This window comes from Mycobacterium sp. NGS15 (assembly GCF_059813245.1).
Window position 1 is genome coordinate 360,034 of sequence record NZ_JCALEF010000002.1, and the last position, 14,089, is coordinate 374,122.

At 63.0% G+C, this 14,089-nt stretch carries 12 protein-coding genes; 8 read left to right on the top strand and 4 right to left on the bottom strand.

Features of this window, described 5'->3' with window-relative positions; genetic code table 11:
* Complete coding sequence (locus AC5Y5C_RS06060; protein ID WP_499970030.1) at positions 1–765, top strand: NUDIX hydrolase; 765 nt, start codon at positions 1–3, stop codon at positions 763–765.
* A gap of 2 nt (positions 766–767) precedes the next feature.
* Positions 768–2,021 (top strand): acid resistance serine protease MarP, encoded by a 1,254-nt coding sequence (gene marP, locus AC5Y5C_RS06065; RefSeq protein ID WP_499970632.1) that lies wholly within the window; start codon positions 768–770, stop codon positions 2,019–2,021.
* Here the strand turns inward: marP and AC5Y5C_RS06070 are convergent.
* Both AC5Y5C_RS06070 and AC5Y5C_RS06075 read right to left on the bottom strand, forming a co-directional pair.
* Positions 2,005–2,976 carry an alpha/beta fold hydrolase gene (locus AC5Y5C_RS06070; RefSeq protein WP_499970032.1) on the bottom strand — a complete coding sequence of 324 codons (972 nt, stop codon included), beginning with the start codon at positions 2,974–2,976 and terminating at the stop codon, positions 2,005–2,007. The two genes, marP and AC5Y5C_RS06070, sit on opposite strands and share 17 nt — an antisense overlap.
* A 32-nt stretch (positions 2,977–3,008) precedes the next feature.
* The gene (locus AC5Y5C_RS06075; RefSeq protein WP_499970034.1) at positions 3,009–3,533 is read right to left on the bottom strand and encodes a phage holin family protein; all 525 of its coding nucleotides are present in this window, start codon (positions 3,531–3,533) and stop codon (positions 3,009–3,011) included.
* 280 nt (positions 3,534–3,813) lie between these two features.
* Between AC5Y5C_RS06075 and AC5Y5C_RS06080 the strand changes: the two genes are divergently transcribed.
* Positions 3,814–4,509, top strand: coding sequence for a chymotrypsin family serine protease (locus tag AC5Y5C_RS06080; RefSeq protein WP_499970634.1), 696 nt, complete (start codon positions 3,814–3,816; stop codon positions 4,507–4,509).
* A gap of 76 nt (positions 4,510–4,585) precedes the next feature.
* On the opposite strand, the gene acs is transcribed toward AC5Y5C_RS06080, so the two are convergent.
* On the bottom strand, positions 4,586–6,532 hold the full coding sequence (gene acs, locus AC5Y5C_RS06085) for an acetate--CoA ligase (protein ID WP_499970037.1): 1,947 nt from the start codon (positions 6,530–6,532) through the stop codon (positions 4,586–4,588).
* 185 nt (positions 6,533–6,717) lie between these two features.
* On the opposite strand from acs, the gene AC5Y5C_RS06090 reads away from it, so the two are divergent.
* Genes AC5Y5C_RS06090 through AC5Y5C_RS06110 form a run of 5 tightly spaced genes read left to right on the top strand, consistent with a single transcriptional unit; the run spans position 6,718 to position 12,643 of the window.
* Positions 6,718–8,337 carry a peptide ABC transporter substrate-binding protein gene (locus AC5Y5C_RS06090; protein WP_499970040.1) on the top strand — a complete coding sequence of 540 codons (1,620 nt, stop codon included), beginning with the start codon at positions 6,718–6,720 and terminating at the stop codon, positions 8,335–8,337.
* Entirely contained in the window at positions 8,334–9,305 is a 972-nt protein-coding gene (locus AC5Y5C_RS06095; protein ID WP_499970042.1) for an ABC transporter permease, read from the top strand. Before AC5Y5C_RS06090 ends, AC5Y5C_RS06095 begins: the two co-directional genes overlap by 4 nt.
* Entirely contained in the window at positions 9,298–10,212 is a 915-nt protein-coding gene (locus tag AC5Y5C_RS06100; protein ID WP_499970044.1) for an ABC transporter permease, read from the top strand. Before AC5Y5C_RS06095 ends, AC5Y5C_RS06100 begins: the two co-directional genes overlap by 8 nt.
* 6 nt (positions 10,213–10,218) lie before the next feature.
* Positions 10,219–11,859: an ABC transporter ATP-binding protein gene (locus AC5Y5C_RS06105; RefSeq protein ID WP_499970046.1), complete on the top strand. Its 1,641-nt coding sequence runs from the start codon at positions 10,219–10,221 to the stop codon at positions 11,857–11,859.
* Between the two features lie 40 nt (positions 11,860–11,899).
* Positions 11,900–12,643: a Fic family protein gene (locus AC5Y5C_RS06110; RefSeq protein WP_499970048.1), complete on the top strand. Its 744-nt coding sequence runs from the start codon at positions 11,900–11,902 to the stop codon at positions 12,641–12,643.
* Between the two features lie 404 nt (positions 12,644–13,047).
* On the opposite strand, the gene AC5Y5C_RS06115 is transcribed toward AC5Y5C_RS06110, so the two are convergent.
* Entirely contained in the window at positions 13,048–13,872 is an 825-nt protein-coding gene (locus tag AC5Y5C_RS06115; RefSeq protein WP_499970636.1) for an HAD-IB family hydrolase, read from the bottom strand.
* Between the last annotated feature and the right edge of the window lie 217 nt (positions 13,873–14,089).

Consider the following 14,089-nt stretch of genomic DNA (forward strand, 5'->3'; position numbering starts at 1 on the left):
GTGACTGCCGATGAGCCGCTTGCGCGACGAGGATTGGCGACGGCGCCGTTGACGCCTGGCGCTGCTCCTGACTGGATGCGACCGCTGGTGGACAATGCCGCGGGCGTCAAAGACATCTATGGCCGAGGCGTGCACCCCGCGATCAAGGCGGTGCTACGGGCGCGCAAGCTGCCCTCCTCCGGGCGGCCGGCGGCCGTTTTGGTGCTGGTATCCGCGGACGGAACGGTGACCGACCCCACCGAGGCAGATCTGTTGCTCACGGTGCGGGCATCGACCCTGCGTCAGCACAGCGGCCAGGTGTCGTTTCCGGGCGGCGCTACGGATCCTGAGGACGGGGGGCCGGTGGGCACGGCATTGCGTGAGGCCCACGAGGAGACGGGGCTGGACCCCGTTCGCGTGCAACCGCTGACGGTGATGGACCCGCTATTCATCCCTCCGTCCGGTTTCCACGTCTCGCCGGTGCTTGCGTACTCACCCGATCCCGGTCCGGTCCTTGCCGTCGATCCGGGCGAGACCGCCGACGTTTCGCGCGTGAAGATCGGTGACCTGGTCAACCCAGCGAATCGGATCATGGTGACCAAGAAGACTTTTGGTATTCGTTATAGCGGCCCGGCCTTCCTGCTGCCGGGGATGCTGGTGTGGGGCTTCACCGGGCAGATCATCGCGGCGATGCTGGAGGTGTCCGGCTGGGCACAGCCGTGGGACACTCGTAACCTTCGTGATCTTGATGAGCTACTGGCCGAGCACCTGGGAGGGTCGGTATGAACCTGAATCCATCGCAGTGGCTCGATATCGGAGTCATCGCCGTCGCATTCATCGCGGCGGTGTCCGGATGGCGTTCTGGCGCATTGGGTTCCCTGATGTCTTTCGTCGGGGTGATTTTGGGTGCGGTGGCGGGAATCATGCTGGCCCCGCATGTGGTGGGTAACCTGGAAGGGGCGCGCACCAAGCTGTTCGCCTCGCTCCTGCTCATCCTCGTCCTGGTGGTCATCGGGGAGGTCGCGGGCGTGGTACTGGGCCGGGCCATGCGTGGCGCCATCAAGAATCGGGCGCTACGTGCTGGCGATTCGGTGGTGGGGGTCGTGCTGCAGGTGGCCGCCGTCTTGATTGCCGCATGGCTGCTGTCCATCCCGATGCAAAGCTCCGCTCAACCGAATATCTCTGCGGCAGCACGTGAATCGAAGGTGCTCAGCCAGGTCGACAAGTATGCCCCGGACCAACTCCGGAAGGTTCCCAACGATCTGTCGAAACTGCTGGATACCTCCGGGCTGCCCAGCGTGTTGCAGCCATTCGGCAAGACTCCCATTGCGGCCGTCGACGCGCCGGAATCAACCTTGGCCGACGGTCCGGTGGTGCGCGGAGCCGAGCCGAGCGTCGTCAAGATCAAAGGCATTGCCCGCAGCTGCCAAAAATCACTTGAGGGAACCGGATTCGTCATCGCTCCGCACCGAGTGATGTCGAATGCCCACGTGGTAGCCGGCACGAATAGTGTCACCGTGGAGTCGGCAGGGCAGACCTTCGACGCCGCGGTGGTGGCCTACGACCCCAATGCGGACATATCGATCCTCGCAGTTCCGGATATGCCGGCGGCGCCGCTGGTCTTCGCGCCCCAGCCGGCCAAGACCGGGGACGACGCCATCGTGCTGGGCTATCCGGGTGGGGGGAACTACCGGGCGACACCGGCGCGGGTCCGGGAGATCATCGAACTGAATGGCCCCGACATCTACCGGTCCACCACAGTCACCCGCGAGGTGTACACCGTGCGAGGCTCGGTGCTGCAGGGCAATTCAGGCGGCCCGTTGATCGACACGGAGGGTCGGGTGCTCGGGGTGGTCTTCGGGGCGGCGATCGACGATGACGACACCGGCTTTGCGCTCACCGCCAAACAGGTCAAGGATCAGCTCACCAAGGCGGAGCTCGCCGACCCCGTCGGCACCGGCACCTGTATCTCCGCGCCCGAGGCCAACAAGGCGCCGGAGCAGCCCGTCAACGCGCCGCACGCAGTCACCGGCGCCCGATAAAACTCCGTAGGTGTTCGTTGACGGTCGCGGGATCTTCCTCGTGGCCGTAGTGGCCCACCCCGCGTAGCGCGGCGAACTGGCCGTGGGGCGCGAATCGCAGTGACCGGTGCACCGGGTCGGCGAGCACGTAGGGATCGGTATCGCCGCGCATGTGGAGCACGGGGACAGACAGTTCTCGATTCATTGAGCGCATGAAACGCCAACCTTCGCTGCGCAATTGGCTGCGCACCGCCCACCGCTGGTACTCCAGTGCGCAGTGGGCCACGCCCGGGATGGCGATCGCGGTGCGTAGCTCGCTGATGGTCTCGGCGAAATCGTCGGTGGTGGTCCAGTGCGCACCCGCCCGCGAGCGCACCAGTCGTTCCAGCTCGGCGCCGTGATGACGTATCAGGGTGCGTTCGGGGAAGATCGGCACCTGATAGCGCATCAGCGAGGGCAGCAGAGCCCCACCTTGTCCGGTTCCGCGGAAGGTGGCGGTGCGTAAGGCGATCGGGTGCGGTGAACTCACCACTGCGATGGCATCGACAAGACGCGGATGCAGGTTGGCGGTGGCCCAGCAGACCAGCCCGCCCTCGGCATGCCCGACGAGCGTGGCCGACGTATGGCCTAGCGCGCGAATCAATCCGGCGGTATCTCCGGCCAGTGTCCATCCGTCGTATCCACGCGGCGGCTTGTCACTGCCCCCGTAGCCGCGCAGATCGACCGCCACGACGCGGGCATCCCTCAGCTCGCGAAGCTGATGACGCCAGGACCACCAGAAGGACCCGAATCCGTGCAGCAGCAATACGAGTGGTCTGCTGGTGACGGGCGTGTTCGGCGGGTTGGCGTCTTCGTTGTTGGTGGCCTCCACCACGTGAAACCGAATTCCATTGGCATGCACGTCGAAATGGCGCCATGGGCCGACGATGCGGACCACGGATGGGTCGGGATGTCGGGCCGTCTGGTCAAACAGCATGGATGTGTCGGTATCGAGCCGACGTCGATCGGCTACCAGCCCGACGGGTCTGCGGGCTTGGCCGACTTGGTCAGTGCCGGAGTCTCATCGTCCCGTGAGGTGAATACGGTCCGTGTTTCCTTGACGGAGGCGATGGTGTCGCGTGGTCCCCGGATTCGTCTGACCTGGAGGAAACCGATCAGCACTGCGAGGATGGCGACGAACACCATGGCGGCGAAGATGATCAGGTAGGAGGCCCACGCGGGCAGCCACATCTTGAGGATCTCGGCAGCGAAAAAGAAGAAGAAGAACGTCGAGTAGAAGAGGACGACGAGCGCCGCGATGAAGAAGACGCTGCCCGCCACACCCTTCTTGACGTCCCGGACGACCTCGGCGCGGGCCAGCTCCACCTCGGCGCGCACCAGGGCGGAAACCTGGGCGGTGGCATCACGGACGAGATTGCCGATGGTGGGTTCGCCGGTGCCGGTCGCGTTCGGATCGGACAGCGGGATGGCGGCGACTGTAATCGGAACACCATTGCTGTCTGTGCGGTAGTTGCGGCTTCCAGGGCTGCTCACTGTGCTCCCTCCGTGTCCCTTGCGGGTCCGGTGTGATTCCGGTGAAAACTAGTGCGGCCTATGTTGCCACGTCGGTAGCGCCGGGGCTGCGGCGCGTCTGACCTGAGGGCGTCGTTACCCAATCGATAACACTGTGACAGAAGTGGCCAGTGTGAATCTTGTTTAGAATAGGGGCAGGCATGGCCGACGGGGGAGAGATGCGGCCGGAATGAGAAAGGCTGCACCGATGAGCCGCATGCGCGATGAGGCTAAAGCGCCGAAGAGGTCATCGGTGCTGCTTGTGCGGTACGGGCTGCCGGTCCTGATCGCACTGTTCGGCCTCGTCGTGGGTGTGTCTCCAGCCGGTGCGGCTCCCGCGGCCGGCGCCGATGACAAGGTGCCCATGGGCGGAGGAGCCGGACTGATCATCAACGGCGACACCCTCTGCACGCTGACGACTATCGGTCACGACAACAAGGGCAATTTGGTGGGCTTCACCTCGGCACACTGCGGCGGTTCGGGCTCGCAGGTGGCCTCGGAGGACTTTCCCAAGAAGGGCGTGCTCGGCAAGTTCGTCAACGGCAATGAGCAGTACGACTACGCGACCATCCAGTTCGATCCCGAGAAGGTGCAGCCGGTGAACACCTATAAGGGCTTCACCATCACCGGAATCGGGCCGGACCCGCAGCCGGGTGATATCGCGTGCAAGCTGGGTCGTACCACCGGCAACTCATGCGGCGTGACCTTCGGAGCGGGAGCCGAGCCCGGCACATTCATCAATCAGGTCTGCGGACAACCCGGGGACTCGGGTGCGCCGGTCACCGTGAACGGTCAGCTGGTGGGAATGATCCACGGCGCCGCCACCAAGCTGCCGGTGTGCGTCATCAAATACATCCCGCTGCACACGCCGACCACCACATACTCCATCAACACCGTGCTGGCCGATATCAACGCCAAGAACCGCACCGCCGGAGTGGGGTACACCCCGGTCGGCTAGATCCCCACCGAGCGCGAGCCTGGCGCGGAAATCAGGTCGAATTTCCGCGTGATGCTCGCGCTCGATTCGGGTGGACCTACTTGCTGGCCCTGATCGCCTCGAAGACACTGGGGTCGACCAGTGTCGAGGTATCGCCCAGCTCGCGTCCCTCGGCCACATCACGCAACAGCCGTCGCATGATCTTGCCGCTGCGGGTCTTGGGCAGCTCGGGCACCACGTGAATCTCGCGCGGCTTGGCGATGGGCGAGATCTCCTTGGACACCTGGGCTTTCAGGTGTGAGACGAGCTCGTCACCCTCCACGGTATGGCTGGCCTTCAGAATCACGAACGCCACGATGGCCTGCCCCGTCGTGTCGTCGGAGGCGCCGACGACGGCGGCCTCGGCGACACCTTCATGTCCGACAAGTGCGGATTCCACCTCGGCGGTGGAGATTCGGTGACCAGAGATGTTCATGACGTCATCGATGCGACCCAGTACCCAGATGGCTCCGTCGCTGTCATAGCGGGCGCCATCGCCGGCGAAGTACCAGCCCTTCTCGGCGTAGCGGGACCAGTAGGTCTCTTTGAACCGCTCCGGATCGCCCCAGATGCCGCGCAGCATCGACGGCCATGGCTGATCGAGAACCAGATACCCGGTGACGGGCTCATCGCCGCTCGCCGACTCAAGCCGATTCCCCTCGTCATCAACGATTTTCGCGGAGATGCCAGGTAACGCGCGCATTGCCGAACCTGGCTTGGTGTCGGTGATGCCCGGCAGCGGGGAGATCATCGCCGAGCCCGTTTCGGTCTGCCACCACGTGTCGACGATGGGGGTGCGGTTGCCGCCGATGACCTCCCGGTACCAGCGCCAGGCCTCCGGGTTGATCGGCTCACCGACGCTGCCGAGCAGTCGCAGGCTGGACAGGTCATGCGCGAACGGGATCTCGCGGCCCCACTTCATGAACGTCCGCACCAATGTGGGAGCGATGTAATAGATGGTGACGCCGTATTTTTCGATGATCTCGAAATGCCGGTGCTCGTTCGGGGAGGTGGGTGTGCCCTCGTACACCACCTGGGTGGCACCGTTGGACAGTGGGCCGTAGACGATGTAGGTGTGACCGGTGACCCAGCCGATATCGGCTGTGCACCAGTACACGTCGGTCTCAGGCTTGAGGTCGAAAATGTTGAAATGCGTGTACGAGGTCTGTGTCAGGAAGCCGCCGGAGGTATGCACGATGCCTTTGGGCTTTCCGGTCGTACCCGATGTGTACAGCAGGAACAGCGGATGTTCGGAGTCAAAGGACTCAGGGGCATGAGTGGTATCGGCGCGGGAAACCGTCTCGTGCCACCATAGGTCGCGCTCCTGGGTCCATCCGACGGGAATCTCGGTGCGGCGCACCACGAGAACATGTTCAACGGAACTCGGTTCGCCCCCTAAGGCCTCGTCCACGGCGGCCTTCAGCGGAGCCGCGGTACCACGGCGCCATTGTCCATCGGAGGTGATGACGAGCTTGGCCTGGGCGTCGTCGATGCGTGCCCGCAGCGCGGCCGCGGAGAATCCCGCGAATACCACCGAATGCATCAGGCCCAGCCGCGCACATGCCAGCATCGCCACGATCGCCTCGGGCAGCATCGGCATGTAGATGGCTACCCGGTCACCGGAAACCAGGCCCAGCTCAGTCAGATAGTTGGCCGCCTGGCTGACCTGAGCCAGCAGCTCGGCGTAGGTGATGGTGCGCGTGTCACCGGGTTCGCCCTCCCAGTGGATGGCGACGCGGTCACCGTTGCCGGCCTCCACGTGCCGGTCGACGCAGTTGTACGCGACATTGAGCTTGCCGCCGACGAACCATTTCGCGAACGGCGCATCGGACCAGTCGAGCACCTCCCCGAAGGGCTCGCTCCAGTGCAGGCGGCCCGCCTGCTGCGCCCAGAACCCGAGCCGGTCCTCCTCGGCCGCCTGATACAGGTCGGCGGTCGCGTTGGCTGTCGCCACGAACTCTGGCGACGGCGGGTAGCGATCCGGTTCGGTGCTGATTTCAGTCATCTGATCTGGCCTTTCTGCCATAGACAGGTCCGCTTCGAGAGCCTAGTGGGCGGTCTCGGTTACCGAGAAGTAATTGAGGTCGTCGTTCAGATTCGGGCGTGGCGGTGTGTCGATGAAGAGACATCGGCGTAATACCCGCCTATGGTTCGTCCTACCTATTTCAGCTACCGAAGGAAAGGATGAGGATGAGGTTCCGCCAACTGGCCGTAGCGTTGCTCGTTGGTGTTGCCGCGCTCCTTCCCTCCGGCTGCGGTGACCTCGTGACTCCGGCGCCGCCGGGCTACTTCAGCATGTACATCACCGAGCCCGAGCACACCTTGGTGCCGGGAAACACCACAGAGAATCAGGGTGGTCGGATCCTGCGCTCGCTATTTACCGCGCTGGTCGAGTTCAACAACGACACCGCCGAGGTGGAATACACCGGTGCGGCCGAATCGGTCACCAGTCATGACAACGTCAACTGGACGATAAAGCTCAAGCCTGGATGGACATTCCACAATGGCGAACCGGTGACATCCCAATCCTACGTGGATGCATGGAACTACACCGCCCTGAGTACCAACGCCCAGGGTTCCTCGAGTTTCCTCGCCAATATCGAGGGGTTCGATGATCTGCAGGGCGACCCGAAGAACAAGATCCCCCCGCGGGCGACACGGATGCGCGGATTGCATGTCGTGGATGACCTGACGTTCACGGTGCGGCTGAACACTCCGTTCGCGATTTACCCGATGACCTTGGGGTACACCGCGTTTCTCCCGTTGCCCAAGGCTTTCTTTCGGGATCCGGCCAAGTTCGGGGTGCACCCGATTGGCAACGGTCCGTTCAAGGCGGACGGCGATTGGGTGCGCGGCGTCGGATTCACACTGAGCCGCTATGACCAGTACGCCGGCCCGAAGAAGGCCAAGTCCAAGGGCCTGATTTGGCGGGTCTACACCGAGGGTCTGACCGCGTATACCGATATGCAGGCCGGCGCCCTTGATATCCAGCTCGACCTGCCCGACTCCGCGTACGAGAACGCCAGAGCCGAATTCGGATCGGCCTTTCTCGAGCGGCCACGCCCGGACATCACCTCGCTGGGCTTCCCGATGTATGACCCGCGCTTTGGGGATGTGCGTGTGCGCCAGGCAATTTCCATGGCCATCGATCGCGAGGCAATTACCCAGGTGATCTTCTCCGGCACGCGTACGCCGGCCACCTCCTACGGTTCGGCGGTGGTCTACGGGTATCGCAAGGGGGCGTGCGGAAAGCTATGCGAGCTGCACGTCGATGAGGCCAATAAGCTGCTCGATGACGCTGATTTCGATCGAAGCAAGCCCGTCGAGCTGTGGTACAGCTCGTCGAGCACCGGAGCGCTGTCGTGGGTGCAGGCCATCGGAAATCAGCTGCAGTCCAACCTAAAAGTGCCCTATATCCTCAAGAGCCTGCCGTGGTCGCAGTTCCTGCCGTTGCAGGACAGCAAGGGGATGACAGGACCCTTCCGGTCCGGATGGGTGATGGATTACCCGTCGATCTACAACTTCCTGGAGTCGTTGTACGGCACGGTGGCCCTTCCTCCGGCCGGCTCGAACTACGTGTTCTACAGCAATCCGGCGTTCGATGAGCTGCTGCGGCAGGGCAACAACCAACCGACCGTGGAGCTCGCCACCAAGGCGTACCAGAAGGCGGAAGACTTGTTGTTCAAGGATCTTCCGGCCGCCCCGCTGTTTTATGAAGTAAATCAAGCGGTGCATTCCAAGCGGGTGAGCAATGTCAAGATAGGCATCCAAGACTGCATCGAGTACGCCGATGTGGAGGTCACGCAATGACCGCCAAACTTCTTGATGTCCGGCACTTCTGGCAGAACGCGGGCATGTTTCGATACATCGTGAAACGCCTGCTGCTGGCCGTCCCGGTGCTCATCGGAACGTCACTGCTCATCTACGCCCTGGTGTACGCGCTACCGGGCGACCCCATTCGGGCACTGGCGGGCGATCGCCCTTTCACTCCCGAGGTCATGGCGCAGCTACGTGAACGCTTTCACCTCAACGATCCGTTCTTGGTGCGCTATGGCAAGTACATCGTGGGCTTTCTGCACGGCGACTTCGGTACCGACTTTCAGGAACGCCCTGTGGCGCACACTGTTTCGCAGCGACTGCCGGTGACCTTGAGGCTCACGGTGGTGGCAGTGGCATTCGAGACGATCATCGGCATCACTGCCGGAGTGCTGTGTGCTGTGCGCCGGGGATCGTTCTACGACAACCTGGTCCTCGTCACGACGACACTACTGGTCTCGATGCCGGTGTTTGTGCTCGGCTTCTTGGCGCAGTACCTGTTCGGCTTCAAACTCGGCTGGTTCCCCATCGCCGGAATCCGGGACGGCTGGTACAGCTTCCTACTACCCGGACTGGTGTTGGCCTCACTGTCCATGGCCTATGTCGCCCGCCTTACCCGGACTTCGATGCTCGAAACGATGGACGCCGACTATGTCCGCACTGCCCGCGCCAAGGGCATCTCCGAATCGCGCATCCTGCTGCGGCATACTCTGCGTAACAGCCTAATTCCGGTCGTCACGTTCATCGGCGCCGACGTAGGTGCCCTGCTGGCGGGTGCCGTCGTCACCGAGTCGGTGTTCAACATCCCGGGACTGGGGAGGGCGACATTCGACGCCGTCCGAAACCAGGAGGGTGCCGTGGTGGTGAGCATCCTGACGCTGATTGTCTTCTTCTACATCTTCTTCAATCTCGTCGTCGACATCCTGTACGCGCTGCTGGATCCGAGGATTCGCTATGAGTGACCCTGTGCACGCACCGGGCCCGGTGTCGGGCCCCGACGCCGCTGCCGAATCACTGGTGGAGCAGGCGGACCTCTGGGGTAACGCGTGGAAATACCTGCGCCGCAGTGGCTTCTTCATCACCGGATCGATCTTGTTGACGATCCTGGTCTTGATGGCCTTGGCTCCACAGCTGTTCACGTTCGGGAAGGATCCCCGCGAGTGTGACCTCTATCAGGCCCGTAAGGGGATCAGCGCAGCCCATTGGCTGGGTACGGACCTGCAAGGCTGCGACTACTACGCCAACGTGGTCTATGGGGCCCGGGTGTCATTGACGATCGGGCTGATCGCGATGGTGGGAGTTCTGATCATCGGCGTCTTCGTTGGGGCGCTGGCGGGATATTTCGGGGGCGTCGCTGACTCCACTTTGTCCCGGTTGACCGATGTTTTCTACGGAATACCAACGATTCTGGGCGGAATGATCCTCTTGTCCGTAGTCGGTCATCGCACAGTGTGGAGCGTCGCAGGTGCGCTGATCGTGTTCGGCTGGATGACGTCGATGCGGCTCGTGCGGTCCAGCGTTATGGCCATCAAACAGAGCGACTATGTTCAGGCCGCCATCGCGTTGGGAGCGCCGACATGGCGAATCCTGCTGCGACACATACTTCCCAATGCATTGGCGCCGGTCCTCGTATACGCCACCATCGCGGTGGGCAGCTTCATTGCCGCGGAGGCCACGCTCACCTATATGGGAATCGGCCTGGAGTTGCCCGAGATTTCGTGGGGGCTGCAGATCAATGACGGACAATCCCGTTTTGCTACCACGCCAAGACTGGTGATTGTTCCGGCTCTGTTTCTCTCGGCCGCGGTACTGGGCTTCATCATGGTTGGTGACGCCCTCCGGGATGCACTCGATCCGCGGAGGAGGTAGGTGGCGGTGTCCACAGATTCCGTGATCGAGATCAGCGATCTCACGGTCGATTTCGAGGTCGACAAACAATGGGTGCCGGCCGTCAAGGGCGTCTCGCTTACCGTCGCCAAGGGCGAGGTACTCGCTATCGTCGGCGAGTCCGGCTCGGGAAAGTCCACGACCGCCATGGCCATTCCGGCACTGTTGCCCTCCAGTGCACGGATTGAAGGAAGCATCAAGCTCAACGGTGCCGAGCTGCTCGGTGCCACCAATGACGAGCTGCGCGAGGTGCGCGGCAAGGATGTTGCCGTCATCTTCCAGGAGCCGATGACGGCACTGAATCCCGTGTACACCATCGGCTGGCAGATCGCCGAGGCCGTGTGTGCGCATAAGAAGATGACGCGTAGGCAGGCACGCGATCGCGCCATCGAGCTGCTTGAGCTGGTGGACATGCCTGAGCCGCAGAAGCGGGTCAAGCACTACCCGCACCAGCTTTCCGGCGGGCAGCGTCAGCGCGCGATGATCGCGCAGGCTCTTGCGCTAGATCCAGGGCTGCTGATCGCCGATGAGCCCACCACCGCGCTCGATGTGACCGTCCAGGCCGAAATCCTTGATCTCATGCGCGATCTGCGGCATCGCATCGACGCCGGGATCATTCTGATCACGCACGACATGGGTGTGGTGGCCGACATGGCGGACCGGATCATGGTGATGAAGGACGGTGCGGTCGTCGAGGAGGGGGATGCCGACGGCATCTTCCACCGGGCACAGCAGCCGTACACGCAGCAGCTGCTGGCGGCGGTTCCGCACCTGGGTGCGACGCTGCACGATACTGACGAATCTTTTGAACCGGCAAGCGATCTGGCGCTGAAGGTGGAGCGTGCGGTCATCGAGTATCCGGGCCGCGGGGGAAGTTTTCGCGCCATCGACGATGTGTCCTTCTCCATCGGTAGGGGTGAGGTGGTGGGCCTCGTCGGTGAATCGGGATCCGGGAAATCCACCATCGGGCGCGCCGCGGTGGGGCTACTCAAGGTGACGTCGGGAACCATCTGCGTTGCCGGGCAGGATATTTCGAAGGCTAACCGCAAACAGCTGCGGGACATCCGCAGCAAGGTGGGGGTGGTGTTCCAGGATCCGGGATCCTCGCTGAATCCGCGATGGCCGATCGGTCAGTCAATTGCCGAGCCGTTGACCTTGCACACCGATATGGGTCGTTCCCAACGGGAAAGCAGGGTCAAGACGCTGCTGGATCAGGTGCAGTTGCCCGCGAACATGCGAAACCGCTTCCCCCATCAGCTCTCCGGTGGGCAGAGGCAGCGTGTCGGCATCGCGCGGGCCTTGGCGCTGGAGCCGACACTGCTGATCGCCGATGAACCGACCTCGGCGCTGGATGTTTCGGTGCAGGCGCGGGTGCTCGAACTATTCGCCGAGCTGCAACGTGAGCACGGGTTCGCTTGTTTGTTCATCAGCCATGACCTGGCGGTCGTCGAATTGGTGGCGAGCCGCATCGCGGTGCTCAACCATGGCCGCCTCGCTGAATTCGGTTCTGATAAACAGGTATTGACCGCGCCGACGGATGACTACACCAAACGTCTGCTGGCGGCGGTTCCGGTTCCCGACCCCGAGCAGCAGCGAATCCGGCGCGAGGAGCGCAAGGCGTTGCGGTGAGTCTCTTGGACGATGCGCCATTCAGTACGGTTAGGGCACCATGACTGATCCACTCGCGCCGCTGGCCACCTTGCCGGGAGTATCCGAAGCCGCCGAATCTGCTCGTGACGCGCTGAGCAAGGTGCACCGTCATCGCGCGAATCTGCGGGGATGGCCGGTGACCGCGGCCGAGGCTGCGGTGCGGGCGGCCAGGTCCTCATCGGCGCTGGACGGTGGCTCGATGAAGCTGAGCGCCGATGGAGCGGTGGATGACCCGATACTCGCCGGCGCGCTGCGTGTGGGCCAGGCCCTCGATGGAGATGCGCTCAGCCAGATGACGTCGGTGTGGTCGCGCGCGCCGCTGCAGGCCTTGGCGCGTCTCCATGTGCTGGCGGCCACCGGCATGGCCCATGAGGACACCCTGGGACGGCCGCGCCCCGGCGTCGATACCGACCGGTTAGAGCTGTTGGCGCAGCTGATCTCGGGTGGAACATCGGTGTCCGCCCCTATTCTTGCGGCGATTGCACACGGGGAACTATTGGTGCTGAACCCATTTGGTTCCGCAGACGGTGTGGTCGCCCGCGCGGCGTCCCGGCTGGTGACAGTGTCGCGCGGTCTTGATCCGCATGCGCTCGGTGTTCCCGAGGTGATGTGGATGCGGCAATCGGGCAGGTATCGAGAGCTCTCCTCCGCTTTCGCGGAGGGGACGCCTGAAGCCGTCGGCGCGTGGATTATCTTCTGCTGCCAGGCATTAGCGGCAGGTGCTGCTGAGGCGACATCGATCGCCGACACCGCGTCGACCTGACGGAAGCGTGTCGGCACATAAAAACGGGCGACGGTCCGAATAAATCGGCCCGCCGCCCGTTAGCACGGATCCTCCGGTTACCAAGCGTGCAATATGGGTTGTGTGGGTGGCCTCGGCGCTTTCACGACGCTTCAAACTCGGACTTCACCCAAGAAGTCTGATGAGTCATCTCTGTCCGCGATTACGCAGGCCCACAACGCTTCTGCCCTTGTCGCGGCGTGCTCCGCGTGGGTGCCGTGGTCCGTGCTGGGAATCCTAGGTCGGGAGATCGATTCTTCTCTTCCGAGTCGACCTTGGCCTTGCCAGGCTTCCGTACCTTCTTTCTACACTGAGACGACGGTCACATCAAGGGGCAATTCCAATGGTCACTACTTTGTTACGTGCGTGCCAAAAGTGACGAGTGTCTAGTATTGCGTCCGCAACTTGCGGATCAACGAATAGGTAAGTGCCCCAGCGGCAATGGCACTCAGTCCAACAGCGGCGGTGGTGGCTGCCGCGGCGCCGGAGGGAACCGGTATCCGATCGCCCAGCGATACGGGCCGCGAGAACGTCAGCACCGGCCACCCGCGCGCCATGGATTCCTTGCGCAGCGCTCGATCCGGATTGACGGCTGTCGGATGACCGACAGATTCCAACATCGGTAGGTCGGTAATCGAATCCGAGTAGGCGTAGCAGTGTTCCAGTGGATAGCCCTCGCGTTTGGCGAGTTCCTGGATCGCCGCCACCTTCCCTTCGCCGTAGCAGTAGAAGGCGACATCGCCCGTGTACTTCCCGTTCTCCACCACCATGCGCGTTGCCATCGCGTGGGTTGCGCCGAGGGCACGAGCGATGGGAGCGACAATCTCTTCGCCCGAGGCGGAGACCACTACAACATCGCGGCCGCAGAGCTTGTGGTCGGCGATCAGGTCGGCGGCCTCGGCGAACACCAGCGGATCGACGATGTCATGCAGCGTCTCGGCAACGATCGCCTTCACCTGCTCGACGTCCCAGCCCGTACACATATTGGTGAGGTGCGTACGCATGCGATCCATCTGGTCGTGATCGGCGCCGGACAGCAAGAAGAAGAATTGCGCGTAACTCGATTTCAGGACAGCGCGTCTATTTATTAGGCCCTGGTCGAAGAACGGCTTACTGAACGCGAGTGTGCTCGACTTTGCGATCACGGTCTTATCCAGATCGAAGAAGGCTGCCGTCCTGAGAGCCTGCCCGGTGTCCGTGGGCTGGCTCATGGCCGCGGCATCCCGGTCCTCAACGGAAGGAAAGGGCCCGGGTTCCGTTGCGTGGTCGGTCACAGCTCGAGGATAGATCTCGCCGGGTTCGCCGTCGTGTCCATCTGGAAAGTCGCAGTTCAACGGGGGTGGTCTGGTAACGCGGCAGCGCCAGAAGAAGGGTTGCCTTTCTTTCGCTTTTTTCGGCCGATTGGTCTTGCCACCCTCACCCGGTTCG

What these genes read in the sequence shown, in the direction of transcription:
- AC5Y5C_RS06070 (WP_499970032.1), bottom strand. Translation starts at nt 2,976, where the DNA reads ATGCTGTTTGACCAGACGGCCCGACATCCCGACCCATCCGTGGTCCGC.
- acs (WP_499970037.1), bottom strand. Translation starts at nt 6,532, where the DNA reads ATGACTGAAATCAGCACCGAACCGGATCGCTACCCGCCGTCGCCAGAG.
- AC5Y5C_RS06090 (WP_499970040.1), top strand. Translation starts at nt 6,718, where the DNA reads ATGAGGTTCCGCCAACTGGCCGTAGCGTTGCTCGTTGGTGTTGCCGCG.
- AC5Y5C_RS06095 (WP_499970042.1), top strand. Translation starts at nt 8,334, where the DNA reads ATGACCGCCAAACTTCTTGATGTCCGGCACTTCTGGCAGAACGCGGGC.
- AC5Y5C_RS06110 (WP_499970048.1), top strand. Translation starts at nt 11,900, where the DNA reads ATGACTGATCCACTCGCGCCGCTGGCCACCTTGCCGGGAGTATCCGAA.
- AC5Y5C_RS06100 (WP_499970044.1), top strand. Translation starts at nt 9,298, where the DNA reads ATGAGTGACCCTGTGCACGCACCGGGCCCGGTGTCGGGCCCCGACGCC.
- AC5Y5C_RS06115 (WP_499970636.1), bottom strand. Translation starts at nt 13,872, where the DNA reads ATGAGCCAGCCCACGGACACCGGGCAGGCTCTCAGGACGGCAGCCTTC.